Genomic DNA, 22,053 nt, shown 5'->3' with positions numbered 1-22,053 from the left:
GACGACGCGGTGAAGACGGGCCAAGGAGACCGCAGAGGCGGCTGGCCAGGGGTGCGAGGTCGGGGCCCGGTCACGGACCGGGTGGCAGCTCGTACGAACCGAATGCCATACCTGACGCGGCCTATGACCGTCGAGTCACTTGGAGGGCGGCCGGTGCTGCCGGCCGAGAAGGCGCCCGGCGGCCCGCGAGGGCGCGCCGGGCCTGGGCTTCAGCGGTAGCTGAGGCCGGGGGTGGCGGTGCTGACGCGGGTGCCGGCCTGGCCCCGGGCGATGGCTTCGATGTCCTTCAGGGCACCGATCACCGCAGGACGGCCGGTCTCGCGGGCGAACTCGCAGGCGGCCTGGACCTTGGGCCCCATGGAACCGGCGGCGAAGCCGAGGCGCTCCAGTTCGTCGGGGTGGGCCTGGGCGATGGCTTTCTGGGTGGGCTTGCCCCAGTCGACGTAGGCGGCGTCCACATCGGTGGCGATCACCAGCAGGTCGCTCTCCAGCTGGCGGGCCAGCAGGGCGGAGCAGAGGTCCTTGTCGATGACCGCCTCGACGCCCTTGAGCTTGCCGTTCTCGTACATCGTAGGGATGCCGCCGCCGCCGGCGCAGATGACCACCGAGCCTTTCTCCAGCAGCCACTTGATCGGGCGGATCTCGAAGATCTGCTTGGGCCTGGGGCTGGCGACCACGCGGCGGAACTTGTCGCCGTCAGGAGCGATGGCCCAGCCTTTCTCGGCGGCCAGGCGTTCGGCGTCCTCGCGGGGGTAGACCGGGCCGATGGGCTTGCTGGGGTGCTGGAAGGCGGGGTCGGCCGGGTCCACTTCCACCTGGGTGAGCAGGGTGGCGAAGGGCACTTCGACCGGGAGCAGGTTGCCCAGCTCCTGTTCGATCATGTAGCCGATCATGCCCTCGGTCTCGGCCCCGAGCACGTCCAGCGGGTAGGGGTTGGCGGCGTCGTAGGCGGCGCCCTGGAGGGCCAGCAGGCCCACTTGCGGGCCGTTGCCGTGGGCGATCACCAGCTCGTTGCCGGGGGCGACCTTGGCGATCTGCTCGCAGGCGACGCGGACGTTGTCCCGCTGGTTGTCGGCGGTCATGGCTTCGCCTCGGCGCAGCAGGGCGTTGCCGCCCAACGCGATGACGATTCGCATGGTGGTTCTCCTAGTGCAGTGAGAGGGGCGGTTGGCCGCCGCCTCTCGGGATCACTGAGGGTCCTGAGCGCCACGGGGCTGGATGCCCCGTGGCGAACTGGAATCAGATGTCGGCGAGGGTCGAGACGAGAATCGCCTTGATGGTGTGCATGCGGTTTTCCGCCTGCTCGAAGGCGATGTTGTAGGGGGACTCGAAGACGTCCTCGGTGACTTCGATGCCGTTCTTCAGGTTCGGGTACTGCTCGGCGATCTGCTTGCCGACCTTGGTCTCGCTGTTGTGGAAGGCCGGCAGGCAGTGCATGAACTTGGCCCGGGGGTTACCGGTGGCCTTCATGATGTCCATGTTCACCTGGTAGGGCAGCAGCTCCTTGATGCGTTCGCCCCAGGCTTCCACCGGCTCGCCCATGGAGACCCACACGTCGGTGTGGACGAAGTCCACGCCCTTCACCGCTTCCTTCGGGTCTTCGGTGAGGGTGATGCGGGCGCCGCTTTCCTCGGCGAACTTCTTGCACGCGGCGACGTGTTCATCGCTGGGCCAGAGGGCCTTCGGTGCGGCGATGCGCACGTCCATGCCGAGCTTGGCGCCGATCAGCAGCAGGGAGTTGCCCATGTTGTTGCGGGCGTCGCCCAGGTAGGCGTAGCTGATGTCGTGCAGGGGCTTGTCGCTGTGCTCGCGCATGGTCAGCACGTCGGCGAGCATCTGGGTCGGGTGGTACTCGTCGGTGAGGCCGTTGAACACCGGCACGCCGGCGTAGGTGGCCAGTTCTTCGACGATGTCCTGGTGGAAGCCGCGGTACTCGATGGCGTCGTACATGCGGCCGAGCACCCGGGCGGTGTCCTTCATGCTCTCCTTGTGGCCGATCTGCGAGGAGTTGGGGTCGATGTAGGTGACGTTGGCGCCCTGGTCATAGGCGGCGACCTCGAAGGCGCAGCGGGTGCGGGTGGAGGTCTTCTCGAAGATCAGCGCGATGTTCTTGCGCTTGAGGTGCTGCTGCTCGGTGCCGGTGTATTTGGCGCGCTTGAGGTCGCGGGAGAGGTCCAGCAAGTAGCGCAGCTCGCGGGTGCTGTGGTGCATCAGGCTCAGCAGGTTGCGGTTGTGCATGTTGAAGGCCATGGTCGTTCTCCTTGTGGGCAGGTCGGAAGAAGGGCCCCGCCTGTACTGCTCGTGGCGTCGGCGGGGCGGTGGCGGCCGTGGGTGACGGCCGCCGCCTGGTCTCAGTAGTCGATCGGGTCGCGCAGGATCGGGCAGGTCATGCAGTGGCCACCGCCGCGGCCGCGGCCGAGTTCGCTGGCACTGATGGTGACCACCTCGACACCCGCCTTGCGCAGCTGGGTGTTGGTGTAGGTGTTGCGGTCGTAGCCGATGACCACGCCGGGCTCCAGGCAGACCACGTTGTTGCCGTCGTCCCATTGCTCGCGCTCGGCCTCGAAGCTGTCACCGCCGGTCTGCACCACGCGCAGTTGCTTGAGGCCGAGGGACTCGGCGACCACGTCGACGAAGTGCTTCTCTTCGCGGCGGATGTCGATGCCGTAGGGGCGGCTCTCGTCCGGACGCAGGATGAAGGGCACGATCTCGCGCACCACTTCCGGGAAGATGGTCACCAGGTCGCGGTCGCAGAAGGTGAACACGGTGTCCAGGTGCATGGCGGCGCGGGACTTGGGCAGGCCGGCGACGATGATCTTCTGCGCCGCGCCCTTGCTGAACAGCGACTGCGCCAGTTGGCCGATGGCCTGGCGCGAGGTGCGCTCGCCCATGCCGATGAGCACCACGCCGTTGCCGATGGGCATCACGTCGCCGCCTTCCAGGGTGGCCATGCCGTGGTCCTTGTCCGGATCGCCGTACCAGACTTCGAAGTCGGCGCCGGTGAACTGCGGGTGGAACTTGTAGATGGCGGTGGTCAGCAGGGTTTCCTGGCGTCGCGCCGGCCAGTACATGGGGTTGAGCGTGACGCCGCCGTAGATCCAGCAGGTGGTGTCGCGGGTGAACTGGGTGTTGGGCAGCGGCGGCAGGATGAAGCTGGAGTGGCCCAGGTAGTCGCGGTACATCTTGATCGCGCTGACCCCTTCGCTGTCCGGCAGGTCGGAGCCGGCGACGCCGCCGATCAGGTATTCGGCGAGCTTGCGCGGCTCCTGCTCTTCGAGCCAGGCGCGCACCTCATTGACCAGGCCGACGCCGACCTGGTCGGGGGTGATCTTGCGGTCGAGGATCCACTTCAGGGCCTCGGGGTTCTGCACGATGTCGGTGAGCAGGTTGTGCATCTCCAGCACCTCGATGCCGCGCTCGCGCATCTTGGTGACGAAGTCGAAGTGGTCGCGCTTGGCCTGGTTGACCCAGATGACATCGTCGAACAGCAGTTCGTCGCAGTTGTTCGGGGTCAGCCGCATGTGGGCGAGGCCCGGGGAGCAAACCATCACTTTGTGCAGTTTGCCGGCTTCGGAGTGGACGCCGAGTTTGGCGTTGGACATGGCAGGTCTCCTTGCGGATCAGAGGGTCAGGAAGCCGTCGTAGAGGCCATAGGCCGCTACCAGCGCGCCGATGACGACGGCGGCGAAGATCAGCTTCTCGACAGGGGTGAATATCGGTTGGCCGAGTTCATGCTTGGCCTTGGCGAAGAGGATGGCGCCGGGGGCGTAGAGCAGCGCCGAGAGCAGCAGGTACTTCACGCCGCCGGCGTACAGCAGCCAGGTGGCGTAGACCAGGGCGAGACCGGCGATGGCCAGGTCCTTGCCGCGCTCGCTGGCGTCCTGCTCGTAGGTCTCGCCCCGCAGCGGCAGCAGCACGGCGTAGGCAGCGGACCAGAAGTACGGCACCAGGATCATCGAGGTGGCCAGGTAGATCAGCGACAGGTAGGTGCTGTTGTTGAACAGCGTGACGATGAGGAACAGCTGCACCATGGCGTTGGTCAGCCAGAGCGCGTTGGCGGGAACGTGGTTGGCGTTCTCGCGACGCAGGAACTCCGGCATGGTGTGGTCCTTCGCGGCGGCGAAGAGGATCTCCGCACACAGCAGCACCCAGGACAGCAGCGCCCCCACCAGCGAGACCACCAGGCCGACGCTGATCAGCACCGCGCCCCAGTGCCCCACCACGTGCTCCAGCACGGCCGCCATGGAGGGGTTCTTCAGCTGGGCCAGTTCCGGCTGGGTCATGATGCCGAGGGACAGCACGTTCACCAGCACCAGCAACAGCAGCACGATGACGAAGCCGAGGATGGTGGCCTTGCCGACGTCGCTGCGCTTCTCGGCACGGGCGGAGAAGATGCTCGCGCCTTCGATGCCGATGAACACCCAGACGGTGACCAGCATCATGTTGCGCACCTGGTTCATCACGCTGCCCAGCTCGGGGTTCTTGGTGCCCCAGATGTCAGCGGTGAAGATGTCCAGCTTGAAGGCGAACAGGCAGATGAGGATGAACAGGAACAGCGGCACCACCTTGGCGATGGTGGTCACGAGGTTGATGAAGGCCGCTTCCCGGATGCCGCGCAGCACCAGGAAATGCACCGCCCAGAGCACCACCGAGGCGCCGACGATGGCTGCGGGCGTGTTGCCCTCGCCGAAGATCGGGAAGAAGTAGCCGAGGGTGCCGAACAGCAGGACGAAGTAGCCGACGTTGCCCAGCCAGGCGCTGATCCAGTAGCCCCAGGCCGAGGAGAAGCCCATGTAGTCGCCGAAGCCGGCCTTGGCGTAGGCGTAGACGCCGCCGTCGAGGTCGGGCTTGCGGTTGGCCAGGGTCTGGAAGACGAACGCCAGGGTCAGCATGCCGACGGCGGTGATCGCCCAGCCGATGAGGATCGCGCCGGCATCTGCACTGGCTGCCATGTTCTGGGGCAGGGAGAAGATCCCGCCGCCGATCATGGAACCGACCACCAGGGCGACGAGCGCGCCAAGTCGGAGTTTGTGCGTGGAGTCTGACATCTTGCACCTCCATTCGAGTAGGAACTGTGCTTAGTTGGCTCTTCCTTTCATGGAAGAGTGATGACGTGGGTCAATAGCCAGCTAACGATGTGCGAGGAACAATTTCCGACAGAAAACCTGAACAGCTCGACAGCTTTCCATGAAGGACTGCGAGCCGCGATTGGCGGGGCTTTTGGCCTTCCCTGGAGCAGCGTCCGATTCAAGCTAGACGGTTTTCATTTCAATTCAAGTTGAGGGGATTGGTGACGGCGCGGGTGAGCGGTTTCGCCTTGCTGCCGAAGGGAATGGCGCTGCGAGGCGGTAATTGCGCTCCGCTATAAGCAGGCCCAGGGACAGGGCGTCCCCCCGACTTCTCGACATCGGTGGAGGTGAATGATGTTCCGCCCCGGACACCTGGATATCCGTAGCGAGGCGCTGGGCGCGTTTCCGGCCTATCGCTTCGACCTGGACTACGCACTGCGTCAGGACGACGACGGCCCCTATGTGCACTTCAACCTGGTCGGTGAGGTCAGTGGCCAGCCCTTCCAGGATCGCTTCCGCCTGCACCGCGACGTTGCCTACAACTTCCTCCACCGCACCTGCCGCTGCCTGCGACGGCACGGCCTGGCACCGGGCGCGCTCGAACCCCTGGCCCATCACCGGGACTACGTGCGGGTGTTCGATGACCTGCGCGCGCAGCTGCACGCGGCACCGGGGACGCCGGTGGACCTTGAGCGATTCCTGCGGGAGCGGGAGGAGTGACGAAGAGCCCGGCGGATGGCCGGGCTCTTCACCGGTGACGGCAGGCGTGTGGCCCGGCGCCTGGCTGCAGGGCAGCCGATCGAGGGAGTGACCCGCTGGCGGCTTGTGGCCGTTGCGGGCGGGCGCCGGCCGGTGGCGGGTGCCCAGGCCCGGCGCGTGCCGGGCACATGCGACTGAGCAAGGGCTGTGCCAGGCCCATTCCATGGCTGAAACCCTTGCCCGGCGTGCCCTGTGGCTGCAGAGCGCGTGTGGCGCTGGGCGGTTTTCCGCCTAGCCCTCGCCGTCGTCGTTCGGATTTCCGCCGATGAAGGCCAGGTTGTGCTTGCGCAGCTTGTCCGAGAGGGTCTTGCGCGGCAGGCCGAGGGCTTCCGCCAGGCTGCGCATGGAGCTGTGGGGGTTGGCCAGCTCGGCCTGGATCAGGGCTTTCTCGAAGGCTTCCACCTGTTCGCTGAGGCCGCCTCCGCTGAGGGGCACCTCCGGCGCGCTGTTGTCCAGCGCCAGGTCCAGGCCCAGGGCAAAGCGTTCCGCGGCGTTCTGCAGTTCGCGCACGTTGCCCGGCCAGTTGTGGGCCAGCAGGGTGGCGCGCTGGCCGGCGTCCAGCGGGCGGGGCTGGCCGCCGTGGCGGGCCGAGGCGGCTTCGGCGAAGTGGCGGAACAGCAGGAGGATGTCCTCGCCCCGCTCGCGCAGCGGCGGGATGCGCAGGCTGGCGACGTTGAGGCGGTAGTAGAGGTCGGCGCGGAAGCGGCCCTGGTCGGCGGCCTGGCGCAGGTCTTCCTTGGTGGCGGCGATGATGCGGATGTCCAGCGGGATCAGCTGGTTGGCCCCGAGGCGCTCCACCACCCGCTCCTGCAGCAGGCGCAGCAGCTTGACCTGGACATCGGGGCTCATGCTCTCGATCTCGTCGAGGAACAGCGTGCCGCCATTGGCGTACTCGAACTTGCCGATGCGGCGCTTGGTGGCGCCGGTGAAGGCGCCCTGCTCGTGGCCGAACAGCTCGCTTTCCACCACCGATTCGGCCAGGGCGCCGGCGTTGATGGCGACGAAGGGGCCGTCGCGCCGGCTCGACAGGTCGTGCAGGGCGCGGGCGACCACCTCCTTGCCGGCCCCGGTCTCGCCGAGGATCAGCACGTCGGCCTGGGTGGCGGCGAGGGCGCCGACCTGGTCGCGCAGGCGCTGGCTGGCGGCGGACTGGCCGATGATGCGGGCGCTGAGCTGCTGCCGGTCGGAGAGGGCCAGACGCAGGCTGCGGTTCTCCAGCACCAGGCGGCGCAGGTCGAGGGCGCGGCGCACGCTGTCCAGCAGATCGTCGCTGGCGAAGGGCTTCTCCAGGAAGTCGTAGGCGCCGGCGCGCATGGCCTGCACGGCCAGGGGCACGTCGCCGTGGCCGGTGATCAGCAGCACCGGCAACTGCGGGTCGCGGGCGTGCAGCTGGCGCAGCAACTCGAGGCCGTCGATGCCGGGCATGCGGATGTCGCTGACCACCACGCCGGGCCAGTCGGGGTCGAGGGCGTCGGCGACGCCCTTGGCATCCCCCAGGCTGGCGACCTTGAGGCCGGCCAGGTCGAGGGTCTGGCTGAGGGCCTGGCGCAGGTGCGGGTCGTCGTCGATCAGCAGGACCTGGACGGTGGGGTCGAGGGGTACGGTCATGAGGCGATGTCCTCGGGCGACAGGGGGTTGGCGCCGGGTACGGCGGTGCGCAGGCGCAGGGTCAGCAGGGCGCCCCCTTCGGGGTGGTTGTCGAACAGCAACTCGCCACCCAGGGCGCGCATGAGGCTGTCGCAGATGGCCAGGCCGAGCCCCAGGCCCTGGGCGCTGGTCTTGGTGGTGAAGAAGGGTTCACGGGCCCGTTGCAGGGCCTCGGCGCTGAAGCCGGGGCCGTTGTCCCGCAGGTGCAGTTCGACGATGCCGGGTTCGGGGGCGGCGGTGCTGATCCAGATGCGCCGCGGCTGGGGCTTCTCGCCCAGGGCGTCGAGGGCGTTGGCCAGGAGGTTGCCCAGCACCTGGCGCAGGCGGGTTTCGCCGGCCTGGACCCAGAGCTGGGCCTCGGGCAGGTCGCGGATCAGCTCCACGTCCATGGCGCGGCGGCGCTTGGCCAACAGGGCGAGGGCGTCGTCCACCGCCGGCTGCAGGGCGACGCTCTCGGGGGCGTGGCGGTCGCGCCGGGCGAAGGCGCGCAGGTGGGCGATGATCGAGGCCATGCGTCCGGTCAGTTCGCTGATCAGGTTGAGGTTGGCGCGGGCGTCGTCGTGGCGCTGGTGGTCGAGCAGCACCACGGCGTTGTCGGCGTAGCTGCGGATGGCCGCCAGGGGCTGGTTGAGCTCGTGGCTGATGCTGGCGGACATGGTGCCGAGGGCGGAGAGCTTGCCGGACTGCACCAGTTCGTCCTGGGCGCGTACCAGTTCCTGCTGGGCCTGCTCGCGTTCGAGCACTTCGTCCTTGAGGCGGTTGTTCAGGGCCTCCAGGTCGCGGGTGCGCTCCTGCACGCGGGCTTCCAGCTCCTGGCGGGCGCGGGCGTCGAGGGCGATGCGGTCGAGGTAGTGCCGGCGGCGCTGCATCATCAGGCCGATGAGCAGCAGCAGGGCGAGCAGGGTGGCGGCGACGATGGCGTCGGTGGTGCGCACCTGGCGGTCGATGAGCAGGCGCGGGGCGAGGATGCTGACGGTCCAGCCGGTTTCCTGCAGTTCGCGGCTCTGGGTGATCCAGTCCTGGCTGCGCAGGCGCAGGGGCTCGGGCACCTGGGTCGGGTAGGGCTGATTGGCGGCGATGGCGGCGCGCTCGGCGGCGTCCAGCTCGCGGGTGGCGTGGAAGCGCCACTGGGGGCGGGAGGTGATGATGGCGACGCCGTTGCCGTCGGTGACCATCAGTTGCTCGGGGGTGTTGCCCCAGAGGGTTTCGGCGTCGTCCAGGTCGACCTTGACCACCAGGATGCCGATCACCCGGCCCTGCTCCAGCACCGGGCTGGCGTAGAAGTAGCCGCGCTTGCCGGAGGTGGTGCCGAGGCCGAAGAAGCGCCCCTGGCGACCCTGCAGGGCTTCGCGGAAGTAGGGGCGGAAGGAGAAGTCGCGGCCGACGAAGCTGTCGGCCTTGTCCCAGTTGGAGGAGCTGAGGGTGCGGCCCTCGGGGTTCATCAGGTAGATGACGTCGGCCCCGGTTTCCTCGCGCACCTCACTCAGCAGGCGATTGGCGGCGTCCAGGCGGGCCTTGTCCTGAGGGGCGGCCAGTTGTTCGCGCAGGGCCGGGAGGTCGGCGAGGATCGGCGGCAGCACCTCGAAGCGGCGCAGGGTGCCCAGCAGGTTGGCGACATAGAGGTCGAGGGTCTGCCGGTTCTGCTCGGCCAGGGTGCGGTTGTAGTAGCGGTCGGCCAGGTGGTGCGCGGGCCAGAGCAGGGGCGCGAGCACCAGTGCCAGCAGAACGAGGCTGCGCCAGCGGGGTCGGTAGGGGAGGGTGTTCGCGGTCATGGTGTCAGGATGCGCCCGGGGTGGGGCGCATTATGACACCGGCGGGCTCAGCGAGGGTGGCGCAGGCACGCCTCCAGCCCCTGGCGCCAGTCGGGCAGGGCGACGTCCCAGTCGCGCCGCAGCTTGCTGCCGTCCAGCCGCGAGTTTAGCGGCCGTTGGGCGGGCGTCGGGTAGGCGCTGCTGGGGATGGGCTCCAGGCGGGCGCAGGGCTTGCCTTGGGTCTTGAGCGTCTCGGCGATGGCGCTGGCGAAACCGAACCATGAGGTCTCGCCGCCGGCCGTGAAGTGGTAGGTGCCCCAGGCCTGGCGGCCTTGTTGCCAGCGCTGGATCAGGGCAACGGTGGCGGTGGCGATGTCGCCGGACCAGGTGGGTGCGCCGACCTGGTCGTCCACCACGTTCAGCTGTTCGCGCTCCTGCAGCAGGCGCTGCATGGTGAGCAGGAAGTTGCGCCCGTGCAGGGAGTAGACCCAGCTGGTGCGCAGGATCAGGTGTGCACCGCCCACCGCGCGGATCGCCTCTTCCCCGGCCAGCTTGCTGCGGCCATAGACGCCCAGCGGGTTGGGTCGGTCGTCCTCGGTGTAGGGCGTAGTCTTGCGGCCATCGAAGACGTAGTCGGTGGAGTAGTGGATCAGCGGCGCGCCCAGGGCTGCAGCCTCTTCGGCCAGCACGCCGGGGGCGGTGGCGTTGAGGGCGAAGGCGGCCTCGGGCTCGCTCTCGGCCTGGTCCACGGCGGTGTGGGCGGCGGCGTTGATGATCAGCTCCGGGCGCTCGGCACGGACCCGCTGGCGGATGGCCTCGCTGTCGGCAAGATCGAGACGGTCGCGGCCCAAAACCAGCAGTTCGCCCTGGCCGGCAAGGGCCAGCGCCAGTTCACGGGCGACCTGGCCGCTATGCCCGGTGACGAGGATCTTCATGGGAACACCTCGGCGTCTGCAAGATAGGTGACTTTGAGCCCCTGGCGGTGCTCGATGGCGTGTACGTACTGGGAGGAGCGCTTAGTTACAAGTGAACGGTCAAGTTGATCAAGATGCGCTGTCGCATGGTGCAAAATTATGTGATTCAATCTGTCTTAAAATTTGATTTTATCAATTTCCATTTAAGAAGATAAATATTGTGCGAATTGCGACAGCTGTTGCCGACGTACTCAGAGGACTTGAAGTCGAACAGGTCTGGAATACCAATCTAGCTTACGAGCACCTTAAAGCCTGTGGCGAGGCCGATACCAAACGCACGGCTGAGCGCCGTCTGAATGCTCATGGCTTATTACCTGCTGAATTGGCTAAAGAAGCACTGCAAGACGAACATGGGCGCGCACCTAACAGAATCGTACTGGCCTGGGCCATGGAGCAGGCCCGCAAGCGCCGCGATAGAGTGCTGTTCGCTCAGCTGAGTCCATTACCCAGCGGAAAGCCCTGTCTACACGCGAACGATGCCAGGGGCGCGCGCCTCTGGGTGCCATTGGCAAATGTCGAGAGGGAGACAGTCCGCACTGCTTGTGCCGCATTGCAACAACACATCGGGAAGCCTATCGCGGTGTTTCCGCATGGCTCGTTGGTAGCCTTGATGCGTAACACGGTTGAGATGCCTGACATCCACTCCTGCGTGCATGTCTACCAGCCGGTGCTGCCAGCCAATCTCAAGCTCCCTAGGTTCGATTCGATACACGCCGAAGCGACATCCCAACTATCCCCGCACCTCAGGCGCCTGGAAGCAGAGAGCATCCACATCATCCGTGAGGCGGTGGCCGAGGCGCAGAACCCGGCGATGCTCTACTCCATCGGCAAAGACAGTGGCGTAATGCTCCACCTTGCCCGCAAGGCCTTCTTCCCCTCACCGCCGCCCTTTCCGTTACTGCACGTAGACACGCGCTGGAAGTTTCAGGAGATGTACCTGTTCCGTGATTTCATGGCACGTGAAAGCAGCATGGACTTGCTGGTACACACCAACCCTGAAGCCATAGAAAAGAACATCAACCCCTTTGATCATGGCTCCTCGCTGCATACCGATATCACCAAAACCGAAGGGCTCAAACAGGCGCTGGACAAGTACAAGTTTGACCTCGTGTTTGGTGGCGCACGCCGCGATGAGGAAAAGTCCCGCGCCAAGGAGCGCATCTTCTCGTTTCGCAGCGCAACTCACCGCTGGGATCCTAAAAGCCAGCGCCCGGAACTTTGGAACCTCTACAACACTCGCAAAAGCCAAGATGCCAGCATTCGAGTGTTCCCGCTGTCAAACTGGACCGAAATCGATATCTGGCACTACATCTACTTGGAAAACATCCCCATGGTGCCCCTGTACTTTGCCAAATTGCGGCCTGTTGTCGTGCGGCCCGAGATGATCATGCTGGTCGACGACGAGCGCTGCAAACTGCTGCCCGGCGAGGACATTCAGATGCGTACAGTGCGTTTTCGCACACTAGGCTGTTACCCGCTGACCGGGGCACTGGAGTCAGAAGCGCAGACGCCGGAAGACATCCTTCTGGAAGTCATCAACACGCGGCAATCCGAACGGCAGGGCCGTCGAATCGATACGGATAGCGCAGGCTCCATGGAGAAGAAAAAACAAGAGGGCTACTTCTGATGGCGCGCCTCAAGAAAACTACCTCACCCGCACAGCCCCCACACAAGACCGCCACACTGAGCGAATGGCTCGAGCAGCAAGCCCATCAGGACCTGTTGCGCTTTATCACCTGCGGTAGCGTCGATGATGGCAAAAGCACGCTAATCGGCCGCCTGCTCTGGGAGTCCCAGCAAGTCTTCGACGATCAGTTGAGTACGCTGCAGGCCGACTCCAGGCGCCATGGCACGCAAGGTAACGATATAGACTTTGCCCTGCTCGTAGATGGCCTGGCAGCCGAGCGAGAACAGGGCATCACCATTGATGTGGCCTACCGCTTCTTCTCAACACCGCGTCGCAAGTTCATCGTGGCCGACACCCCTGGCCACGAACAATACACGTGCAACATGATCACAGGGGCCTCCACCGCAGACGTAGCGGTACTGCTGATCGATGCGCGCCAAGGTGTGATGACGCAAACTCGCCGGCACGCCTATCTGGCAGCACTGGTGGGCATAAAGCACATCATCCTGGCCATCAACAAGATGGACTTGGTGGCGTATGGCCATCAGTTGTTCGCCGATACGCTGGCTGCATTCAACACAGCGGTCGAGCCATTGGGATTCGACAGCATCACCGCCATCCCTTTGTCGGCTCTCAAAGGCGACAACATTAACTCACGCTCGGCGCATACGCCCTGGTACCAAGGCCCAACCCTCATGGCCTGCCTGGAAACCATCGACCCTCGCCCCTCTAGGGAATTCAAAACGGTCTTTCCCGTTCAATGTGTCAACCGTCCGGATGCCAGCTTCCGAGGCTTCAGTGGCACATTGGCCTCCGGCCAGCTAGCCGTTGGCAACGAAGTGCGCGTAACGGCTTCTGGGCAAACGGCCAAGATCGCACGCATCGTCACCGGTAACGGTGATCTAGATTGTGCCAACCCAGGCGATGCCATCACGTTGGTTCTGGATCGAGAAGTCGACGCCTCAAGAGGTGACATACTGGCGCGCGCCGAGCAACCGCTGGAAATGACCGACCAGTTCGAAGCCACCCTGGTCTGGATGCACGACGAGCCTGGTCTGATAGGCCGCTCCTACGAAATCAAGCTGGCGAATCAATGGGCCAGCGCCAGTCTTACCGCACTGAAACACCGCATAGACGTCAACACACAAGCTCATGAAGCGTGCCGCCAGCTGCAGCTTAACGACATCGCAGTAGCCAACGTTGCACTGAGCAAGCCGCTGGTTTTCGATACCTACGCTCAATCACATACCCTGGGCGGATTCGTGCTGGTCGACAAATACACCCACAGCACCGTCGCCGCCGGCATGATCCGCCACAACCTACGCCGCGCACAGAACGTACATCGCCAGGCACTCAGCATTACCCGTGAGGACCGTGAACGCCTCAATGGCCATAAAGGCAAGGTCATCTGGTTCACCGGCCTTTCCGGCTCGGGAAAATCGACCATCGCCAACGCCCTGGAGAAAGAACTCCATGCCCAGGGCAAACGCACCTATATCCTCGATGGCGATAACGTTCGCCAGGGCCTGAACAGGGATCTGGGCTTTACCGATGCCGACCGGGTGGAAAATATTCGACGCGTGGCTGAAGTCGCCAAACTGATGATGGATGCCGGGCTGATCGTGATGACCGCCTTTATCAGCCCCTTCCGGGCAGAACGCCAGATGGCCCGGGAGCTGATCGGAGAAGATAGCTTTATCGAAGTGTTCGTCGACACGCCGCTGGCCGTGTGCGAGCAGCGTGATCCGAAGGGGCTCTATAAGAAGGCACGCGCTGGGAAGCTGCCAAATATGACGGGAATTAGCAGTGCTTATGAGTCGCCGCAAAAGCCAGATATTACAATCAACTTTGAACGACTACAGATGGAACAAGTATTAAAGGCCATGCTAGATAAGCTCTAGCGCAGCGCTCAAATAATAGAAGATAGGAATATCTGTCAGCGCATAGCTAGTGAAGCAGTGATCGCTTTATCGCAAAAGACTCTGTAATTAATTCAGAAAGGCAAGTATCCGCTTTAACAAATTTGTAGTTTTATGTTTTTGCTGGCTAAGCATAGCTAATAATCTGGGGCGCAGTACGTTAATCTCGGCGGTGCGCTCCTGAAACCAGCGCCCATCGATTCCATAGTCTTTAGCCAAGACTCGTTCGTAAGCGGTGCTAGCAAGCAATCGATTGAGCTTAAGCAACCCGATCATGCTGTACGCCCGCCCGAGCCCCTTATGAGGCACAAACATGAGCAAGACCTTCTCGATGTCTACGTGAATCTCGCTAGGTAGTTCCGGATACCTAAGCAAGTCAGAAAAACCTTCCTTGAGTTGTTGCGCGCTAACGTCGTCGAAGAAGCTTTCAGCGATCAGATAATGCTCGTTCATGACCCGCACAGAATTCGCGACTGTCTGACTACTTGCGTTTTCGCCGGGCAATACCCTGAAATCGACAAGCACGCGCTCCGTTATATGAATCGGGTAGCGTTTCACCAGTCGGATCCACATATCAAAGTCGGGCAGCTGACGAAGGTTGTTCTTGTAACTGCCTAGCTCTCGATAACACTGGCTCCGGATAAGCATTGTTGGGTGGCAGATGCAGTTTCCAGACTCGAAGAAGTAACGCAGCCAGGCGCCTTGCGAGCGATTACCCTGCTCAAACACGGTGCCGAACGGTAGTCCGCGCCCGCTGAGCGCTCCTCCCGACTTGCTAACGAAACGGGCTCTGCCGAAGCAAGCACCTAGCGCCGGGTTGCCCTGCATGATATTGAGCTGGATGGCTAGCTTATCGGAACCGCTCCAGCAATCGTCCGAGTTGATGAGCGCGATAAACTCGCCAGAAGCCTTTGCGATCAGTTCATTGATGACGATGCCAGCCCCACGATTGTCTCGATGAGGGAAGAACCGGATCCGGGTATCTTGGATGGCACTCACCACCTGCACAGTGGAATCAACCGAACCATCGTCAGCAATCAAGAATTCGAAATCAACACCTCGCTGCTCTAATACGCTAGCGATGGCCTTGGCGACATAAGGGGCGTGGTTGTAGGTTGCCATTATCACGCTGACAACTGGCGACGTCATAACAATCTCCCTCGACGAGCGATTCTCAGCAAGAGCCTTGCCAGGATTGGGGGAGTAAATGCACGAACGATCGAAGTTAATAGCGGCGGCATAAAGTCATTTATCCGCATCAGACCTTGTGAGGCCGGTTGCGCCACTCCATCTACTAGATGCTCCAGACGTGCGAGGTTGATCGCCTGGCGTAGGTCATTACCCAACTGATTGAACTCAGCGTGGAAGCGCTGCTGGGTGAGCTGGTCATATATAGGAATAAGGCTCAACTGCAGCTTGAGCTTCTCGACATGCCCATAATTCGACCAGGCACCTGAAGAGTGAACGCGATAGACTGACATTGGCTCTTCGAGAAAACCGATCAGACCGTGCATGGCCACGCAGATATTGACAATCCAATCGTAGGCACGAACCTCGAATAACTCAGCCGGTAAATTATCCAGCGCTGACTTACGATACATACAGGTAGAGAAATTACCGACAACATTATCGGCAATCAAGTCGCGTGCATTGAGAAGACGGTAGCCGGTACCAACCGAGGTACGCTCGGAAAACGTCGCATTAGCCTCGTAACGGACGAAATAATTGACAGAGCAAAGATCACATTCCCAGTGCCCCTCAAGAAACGCCAACTGCCGCGACAGCTTCTTGGGACTGACCCAGTAATCATCTCCCTCAAGCACCGCGACATACTCTCCAGTGCAAGCAGCGAAACCACGCTGATAGTTCTTTGTTATGCCGACATTGATGTCCGCAGGCAAGTACGAAAAGATAAACCGTGGATCCAATCGTTCGTAGGTACGGATCAGTTCCAACGTCGCATCCGTCGATGCGTCATCAGCAATTACCAACTCGATAGCGCCCGGATACTCCTGCTTAAAGAGAGATTCGAGCGCGCGACGAATATAAGTCTCATGATTATAAGTAACAAGCAGCACCGATAACTTCGAGCACTCGTTTAACACCATCATTTCTTCGCCATTAGCCGAGCTGGATTACCCACTACGATCGTGTAGGGTTCTACATCTTGGATTACCACCGCACCCATCCCCACGACCGCGCCCTCCCCGATCACCAATGGCTTACCGTGCCGTCCCTGTTTAATCAGTGCGCCGGCACCTATATAGGCATGGCTGCCAATGGTTACGTTGCCATTACATTTCACGCCGGGTCCGAATGTTACATAATCGCCGATTATACAATCGTGAGAAATATTGCACTGGCAGTTAGCTTGGAAGAATCGCCCGATCTTTACATTGGAAGTAATTATGGTCTGTTCCGAAACCATGCAACCTTCTCCAATATCATTATTGTCGAGCAGGATCACACTAGGAGCAAAAAATGAGAAAGGCTCTAACTTTTGAGCTAAACAAGCGTCTGCGATTCTATGACGTGCTTTGGAGTCTCCGATAGCCACGTTAAAGCGCTTGTGACCATCTAGCGCGAAAAAGGCGTCAAGATTTAGCAGGCGATAGCCGTTAACTTCAGTCTCCTCTTCCTGTCCTTCCACCACGAATAAAATTTCAACCTCCCCACTCTTCAGTTCGTCTTGAAGCGTAGATAGCAACATTGGCATAACCTCCCTGCCATGCCCACCTGCACCGATCAGGCCGTAATAGGTTTTCATAATTGAGACTCAATATCCAGAGAAGGGTCACTGATGAGTTAGCAGTCTGCACAATAGAACTTCGCCATTCAGGGGGCGATAGCTGAGCGTAGACGGTGAACCAGCTGTTTCAGATAAAAAATAGACCGACTGGCCATAGTCGATAGGCCGGCTTCGGCTGGCCCAGCCCCGGGGGGCGAAGTTTTAGTAGCTTGCATATAGAAGTGCCCAAAGCCTGAGCTACCTGTCAGCTGGTAAAAATCAAAAATGCTGACCTGATACTCATCCCTTAAAACTCGCTCAAACTCAGTATCAGGAAAGCACTTCATAAATAATGAGAGCGCCGCAGCCCTGCCCGAAGCTTGCGCAAAGGCGCTATCCAGAAGGAGAAATAATTTTTCACATCTCAGACGGATAGGTGTAGTAGGCACCTCTTTAAGGCGGAAGTCACCGGAAAAGCCGTCGATAAACAACTCATCTGGAATTTCATCGAAAAACGAGCCAAAGATCTCTACCAGTTCTGTAAGGTTACGAGCAGAGTTTTCAGGGGATATCGCACTGGTATTATTACCGTCTCGCAAGTGAGCTACTAAGTTCTCCTGGATCACATGAATAGGGTAGCGCTTTATCAGTCGGATCCACATATCAAAATCCGGCAACTGCTTGAGACCAGGATTGTAGAAACCTAAAGTTTCGTAGATTTCTTTCCTCACTAAGATACTCGGATGACACAGGCAATTTCCCTTAAAGAAGAAATGCCTGAGCCATTGACCCTGGGTGCGGTTAGGCTGCCGGAAAACATCATTCCAAATGGCCTCCGGACCAGAAATTTCGCGACCGTACTCGTCCACCATATCAGCCCAAGTGAAACAGGCACCTAAACTCGGCTGAGACTGCAAGACGGCAACCTGCTTACCGAGCTTTTCCCGGTACCAAATATCGTCAGAGTTAAGCAAAGCGATATACTTGCCGCGAGCTTCTTTGATCAGGAATACCAAGTTGCCTACAGGCCCGAGATTCTGCTCCTGCCTAAACGAACGGATACGCTGATCAGCGAAGCTGGTAATGATGTCCCAGCTTTTATCAGTTGAAGCGTCATCCGAAATAAGCAACTCAAAATCACCAAAACTCTGCGCCAGAATGCTATCCACCGCCTTACTGATGTATTTGGCGTGGTTGTAAGAAGGCATTACAACACTAATGAGTGGCACATCTCTAACTATGCCCGAGCTGCATTTATTACTATGAAGCATGGTTCATTTTCCAAGTTCGATAGATTTTCTTGATCGGCTCTGGACAAAGTCTGCGCAAGATTTTCCAAACAACCGACGATCTCCGATCAGAACAATTCACGAGAACCTTAGTATCTACCCCAGCAGAAGATTTTTCGGGGCGTGACTCATCTGATGATATGACTGGATTACGAATGATATGGCGCAAAAGCTCAATGCGTGGTCCCATTTGAGCCTCTATACTATACAAATCACGTATACGGAGGATGGCGCGCTCACCAACCGCTTTTAGTGCCTCGGGGTTTGCGTAATAGTGCTCGAGTCGATCAATAATGTGTGCAATATCATAATTGATTAAGACGATATCTTCACCATCGGTAAATCGTCCTCCCGCCGAATTGAACTCATCAACTGCAAATATCGCGGTGCCGCGCAAACCTGCTTCGATACAGCTGGCAGTAGGGAAACCGTCAAAGGATCCTGGGGAAATCTTACCGCTGATATTGGGCGATAGGATGATATCCATATTCTGGAAGAAATTGTCGAACTCATCTGGATTCAGCGAGCCGTGAAACTTGATGCGGTCGCTGATGGTGCTGACGTCGATGACCCGCTTGTCAAAAGGTCCCACTACATGGAAATAGATGTCATCATGTTGCTGCCGCAGGGCGCCAGCAACATTAACGAATACATCGTAACCCTTGTCTTCGCCAAAAGGTGTGTACTTGTGCGCCATGAAGCAGATATCCAGACGCGGCTTATTAAATCCCCAGCGGTTCTTGACTAGAAATTGCCGCCCTTCGGGAATCTCCGGCATTACGACCCCGAAGATCATCTGAACCTTCTCTGCCGCACATAGCCCCCGGTGGACAATATAGTCGTAAGACACCTGCTGCGTCACAATGACCCTTTGGAAACACGGTGAGTCGAGTACACGCTTGAGCTTACGGTCGCACTCTGGGTTATTCAGAACGAAACCTGATCCGGGATAGAGTGTGAAGACAAAAGGTACATTTGCTGCCTCGATTTCGGGTAGCAGCGAGAGTGCATTGCTCAGAAAATTCATATAAACCAAATTTGCCAAGCGCAGTGGAAATCCCCCACTATGTTGTACTAATTTGCCACCAATTTCAGGGTGTTTTCTCCGATAATCACGCACAACATTGTTTATGTCGTTGTTTTCAACGACATGCAAGGTCTTGCCAGAGGCTAATACCAATGAACGCTGAAATTCGCGCAAATATGCAGTGAATTCGGCATAGCGAAATCCACTCTGCAGAGAAGGAAAAACATCATCAACGATCAATAAATCAAGTCTGCCCTGGGTGCCAGAGTAAGTGTTATTTATTGTGCCGTATATACGATTGACATATCGTTGAAAGGCCTTGTCGTATTGATAGTCAAGAAACTCATCATACTGAGCAATCAATTTAAGTAGCTCAAGTGCTTTATCCAAAGCCCTCCTAGAACTCCATTCGCCACCTGCATGCTGCCTATAAACAGAAAGGACTTCTTTTAGTTGACCAATTTTCCCAAACTGAGAGCAGTACAAATTGAAAAACCAATCTACCGTGTAAATTTCAAAAATTCCAGGTGAAATAATTTCAACCAACTCACCCCGATAAAAGCAGGCGGTGAAATTTCCGATAAAATTGTTATCCGCGAGTTCATCTCCCTCAAGCTCAGTGCCAGCTAGCTCTTCACCGATCTCGAATAATTTTCTTGAACCTCCATCAGCGTCACAAAGCTCTATCGAGTTGAAGGACATCACGCATTCCGGGTGCTCATTCAAAAACTCAATATGCTTCTGAATACGATCTTCCGAGGTCCAGTAGTCATCTCCTTCGCAGAATGTCAGGAAATCGCACCCTGCGGCCCGATGCACGGCGGCGGCTAGGTTGGCGACAACGCCAACATTTTGAGCGTTAGTCTGAAAGTCGAAGTCAATATGACTATCGCGATTTTCCGCTATCAGGGAGCGTACAACCTGCGCAGTGTCATCCGGTGAGGCGTCGTCGATAATGATGATGCGTAGTCGGAAATTTCCTCGCTGGTTCAGCACCGATTGCAAACACTCAGCAATATAGCCCTCATGCTTGTAGGTCAGCACGACGACTACAACTTCAGGTACTCCACTACAGATAGCGGTCTGCAATTGACGCTTACGACCGAAACATAACTTGCGGCGGAACAAGTCCACCTGATAGCGCATGCTCCGAAGCGGTCGTTCACCATCAGTCCGAGCGAAAATGGAGAAGCCCGGAATGGCCAGGACCGGCTCAAAACTTTCTGCTGGCAGCACTTCTGCATCGATAGTTTCGTTTGCGTCGCTGGATTCAATGCAGATGACGCCCTTGCGCGATAGTAATTCTCGGAGCTGCACAATCAAGGAGGGTGCACTATTTCGCAAGACATCAGCATCTAGATAGAGTAAGTCAATTTTTTCATGCTGACGTACGAAATGGTCGATAAGAAATTGCGTTGTAACTGCCGAACTAGTCTCTCTGAGTACTACAGGCTGTTTAAGGTCGAACTCTCGCATGAGGAAGTTGAGCAAAGCTAGTTTGTCACCTTCGGAGAACTGATCGTCCTTGAAAAAATCGATGTGCTGGTCCTGGGCAGCTCTATCTGTGCGCTCCAGCATAAGTTCAAACATGGAGCAACTCTCGTTTGACGAAGCGGCAGATCATATCGATTTCTTCGACGGACAACGTATGGTACAGCGGTAGGCAGAGAATACGCCGTGAAATGTTTTCGGCGATGGGGGCGCTCTGCTCACGTACGTAAGGCAGCATAGAGAGCGACGGGTAGAAATAGCGGCGAGGAAAAATACTATTTAGGTTAAGCTGCTTAACCAACCTCAGCAGAGTGTCTTCGCTATCGAAAATCACTGGGAAGTAGGCGTGGTTATATTCTGTATATGGCAGGATCTGCTGGAATTGTACCGGTAAGCCCTCCAGATTACTCATGTAGCGCTCGGACAGCCTACGGCGCATCGCCAAGATGTCTTGAATGTACTTGAAATTACACAGCCCCATCGCTGCATGGAACTCAGAATTTTTGCCGTTGATACCGACATCACCAAACTCGGTGGCAGATGTGTGCCCAAAGTTACGCATCATCGCCATACGCTTGGAGATTTCTGGATCGGGAGTAATCACCGAGCCACCCTCTACGGTATGAAAAAGCTTGGTCGAGTGAAAGCTACAAGTTGAAACATCACCATAAGAAAGAAGCGACTTGCCCTTATACTTTGTACCAAAAGCATGGGCTGCATCGTAGATAACCTTCAGATTGTGTTTGCGAGCAATGGCACCAATGGCCTCTACATTGCAAGGATTCCCAAAAACATGAGTGGCCAGAATGGCGGTGGTATTTCTAGTTATAGCGTCCTCGATTTTGGATTCGTCAATATTCAGCGTATCCGGACGAATATCAACCATGATTGGCTGGCAATGTTCCCATGTGATACTCGAGGTGGTCGCAACATAGCTGAATGGCGTGGTGATGATTTCGCCTTCAAGGCCCAGAGCGCGGATTGCGATCTGGATGGCGATGGTGCCGTTGCCTAAGAATAGAAGATGATCGACGTCGAGGTGTTCCTTAAGTTTAATTTCTAGTTCATTCAATAAGGGACCGTTGTTGGTCAACCACTCCCGCTCCCAAATACCGGATAAGTAATGCTCAAACTCTGAGTATGGAGGCATGAAAGGTTTTGTGACTGTAATATTCATTAGCGGACAACCTAAAGTTACTGATTACTTAATTTGCCTGCGATGCGGCTGAATTTTATACACCAAGATTCTTTTAGTTCACTCAGCTCTCGCTCAAGCTGACTAATACACTCACCACGAGCAGCCCAATCTTGCGCAATTATCTCTGCTTGTTCTGCCTGCTTCTTTGAGGCCTCTCGGAGAGCCTCAATAGTTTGGGTTAGATGCTCGATATGCTCGCCACGAGCAGCCCAATCTTGCGCAATTATCTCTGCCTGTCCCGCCTGCTTCTGTGAGGCCTCTCGGAGAGCCTCAATAGTTTGGCTTAGATGGTCAATATGCTCGCCACGAGCAGCCCAATCTTGCGCAACTAACTCTGCTTGTCCTGTCTGCTTCTGTAGGGCATCCCGTAGAACGTCGATAGTTTGGGCTAGATGCTCGATGTGCTCGCCACGAGCAGCCCAATCTTGCGTAATTAACTCTGTTTGTCCTGTCTGCTTCTGTAGGGCATTCCGTAGAGTGTCGATAGTTTGGGCTAGATGCTCGATATGCTCGCCACGAGCAGCCCAATCTTGCTCAATTAACTCTGCTTGTCCTGCCTGCTTCTGTAGGGCAT

The 22,053-nt window shown here is 58.8% G+C and carries 17 protein-coding genes; 3 read left to right on the top strand and 14 right to left on the bottom strand.

Annotated features, from left to right (window positions below; translation table 11 throughout):
* Positions 1-209 precede the first annotated feature (209 nt).
* From arcC to arcD, 4 genes are all read right to left on the bottom strand, one after another.
* On the bottom strand, positions 210-1,136 hold the full coding sequence (gene arcC, locus BM198_RS21475) for a carbamate kinase (RefSeq protein WP_044405343.1): 927 nt from the start codon (positions 1,134-1,136) through the stop codon (positions 210-212).
* A 103-nt stretch (positions 1,137-1,239) separates the two neighbouring features.
* Positions 1,240-2,250 (bottom strand): ornithine carbamoyltransferase, encoded by a 1,011-nt coding sequence (locus tag BM198_RS21470; protein WP_074972264.1) that lies wholly within the window; start codon positions 2,248-2,250, stop codon positions 1,240-1,242.
* 101 nt (positions 2,251-2,351) lie between these two features.
* Positions 2,352-3,602 (bottom strand): arginine deiminase, encoded by a 1,251-nt coding sequence (gene arcA / locus BM198_RS21465; protein WP_074972262.1) that lies wholly within the window; start codon positions 3,600-3,602, stop codon positions 2,352-2,354.
* Positions 3,603-3,620: 18 nt separating this feature from the next.
* A complete protein-coding gene (gene arcD / locus BM198_RS21460) occupies positions 3,621-5,048 on the bottom strand; it encodes an arginine-ornithine antiporter (protein ID WP_074972260.1) in 1,428 nt (475 codons plus the stop codon).
* 375 nt (positions 5,049-5,423) lie between these two features.
* Here arcD and BM198_RS21455 point away from each other — a divergent pair, with 375 nt between their 5' ends.
* On the top strand, positions 5,424-5,789 hold the full coding sequence (locus BM198_RS21455) for a DUF5064 family protein (protein WP_074972257.1): 366 nt from the start codon (positions 5,424-5,426) through the stop codon (positions 5,787-5,789).
* A 270-nt stretch (positions 5,790-6,059) separates the two neighbouring features.
* Here the strand turns inward: BM198_RS21455 and dctD are convergent, their stop codons facing one another.
* The 3 genes from dctD to rfbD are packed head-to-tail and all read right to left on the bottom strand — an operon-like array spanning position 6,060 to position 10,161.
* Positions 6,060-7,436 (bottom strand): two-component system response regulator DctD, encoded by a 1,377-nt coding sequence (gene dctD, locus BM198_RS21450; RefSeq protein ID WP_044405351.1) that lies wholly within the window; start codon positions 7,434-7,436, stop codon positions 6,060-6,062.
* Positions 7,433-9,247, bottom strand: a complete 1,815-nt coding sequence (locus tag BM198_RS21445; protein ID WP_074972255.1) for a sensor histidine kinase — start codon at positions 9,245-9,247, stop codon at positions 7,433-7,435. Before BM198_RS21445 ends, dctD begins: the two co-directional genes overlap by 4 nt.
* 47 nt (positions 9,248-9,294) lie before the next feature.
* The gene (gene rfbD / locus BM198_RS21440; protein ID WP_074972253.1) at positions 9,295-10,161 is read right to left on the bottom strand and encodes a dTDP-4-dehydrorhamnose reductase; all 867 of its coding nucleotides are present in this window, start codon (positions 10,159-10,161) and stop codon (positions 9,295-9,297) included.
* A gap of 199 nt (positions 10,162-10,360) precedes the next feature.
* Between rfbD and cysD the strand changes: the two genes are divergently transcribed.
* Positions 10,361-11,827, top strand: coding sequence for a sulfate adenylyltransferase subunit CysD (gene cysD, locus BM198_RS21435; RefSeq protein WP_244165729.1), 1,467 nt, complete (start codon positions 10,361-10,363; stop codon positions 11,825-11,827).
* Positions 11,827-13,728 carry a sulfate adenylyltransferase subunit CysN gene (gene cysN / locus BM198_RS21430; RefSeq protein ID WP_074972251.1) on the top strand — a complete coding sequence of 634 codons (1,902 nt, stop codon included), beginning with the start codon at positions 11,827-11,829 and terminating at the stop codon, positions 13,726-13,728. Before cysD ends, cysN begins: the two co-directional genes overlap by 1 nt.
* Positions 13,729-13,815: 87 nt before the next feature.
* Here the strand turns inward: cysN and BM198_RS21425 are convergent, their stop codons facing one another.
* The 7 genes from BM198_RS21425 to BM198_RS30235 form a co-directional block, all read right to left on the bottom strand.
* Positions 13,816-14,895 carry a glycosyltransferase gene (locus BM198_RS21425; protein ID WP_074972249.1) on the bottom strand — a complete coding sequence of 360 codons (1,080 nt, stop codon included), beginning with the start codon at positions 14,893-14,895 and terminating at the stop codon, positions 13,816-13,818.
* Positions 14,892-15,857, bottom strand: coding sequence for a glycosyltransferase (locus BM198_RS21420; RefSeq protein WP_244165728.1), 966 nt, complete (start codon positions 15,855-15,857; stop codon positions 14,892-14,894). The genes BM198_RS21425 and BM198_RS21420 overlap by 4 nt, the downstream gene beginning before the upstream one ends.
* Positions 15,854-16,513 (bottom strand): acetyltransferase, encoded by a 660-nt coding sequence (locus tag BM198_RS21415; protein ID WP_074972246.1) that lies wholly within the window; start codon positions 16,511-16,513, stop codon positions 15,854-15,856. The genes BM198_RS21420 and BM198_RS21415 overlap by 4 nt, the downstream gene beginning before the upstream one ends.
* A gap of 68 nt (positions 16,514-16,581) precedes the next feature.
* The gene (locus BM198_RS21410; RefSeq protein WP_074972244.1) at positions 16,582-17,682 is read right to left on the bottom strand and encodes a glycosyltransferase; all 1,101 of its coding nucleotides are present in this window, start codon (positions 17,680-17,682) and stop codon (positions 16,582-16,584) included.
* A 52-nt stretch (positions 17,683-17,734) separates the two neighbouring features.
* Positions 17,735-20,380 carry a glycosyltransferase gene (locus BM198_RS21405; protein ID WP_074972242.1) on the bottom strand — a complete coding sequence of 882 codons (2,646 nt, stop codon included), beginning with the start codon at positions 20,378-20,380 and terminating at the stop codon, positions 17,735-17,737.
* Positions 20,373-21,458: a DegT/DnrJ/EryC1/StrS family aminotransferase gene (locus BM198_RS21400; protein WP_074972240.1), complete on the bottom strand. Its 1,086-nt coding sequence runs from the start codon at positions 21,456-21,458 to the stop codon at positions 20,373-20,375. Before BM198_RS21400 ends, BM198_RS21405 begins: the two co-directional genes overlap by 8 nt.
* Before the next feature lie 17 nt (positions 21,459-21,475).
* Positions 21,476-22,053: hypothetical protein (locus BM198_RS30235; RefSeq protein ID WP_167368484.1), on the bottom strand; the 578-nt coding region annotated here is incomplete at its 5' end.

This window comes from Metapseudomonas otitidis, from assembly GCF_900111835.1.
In the GTDB taxonomy this organism is placed as follows: Bacteria; Pseudomonadota; Gammaproteobacteria; order Pseudomonadales; family Pseudomonadaceae; genus Metapseudomonas; species Metapseudomonas otitidis.
This window is presented reverse-complemented; position numbering and strand designations above follow the sequence as displayed.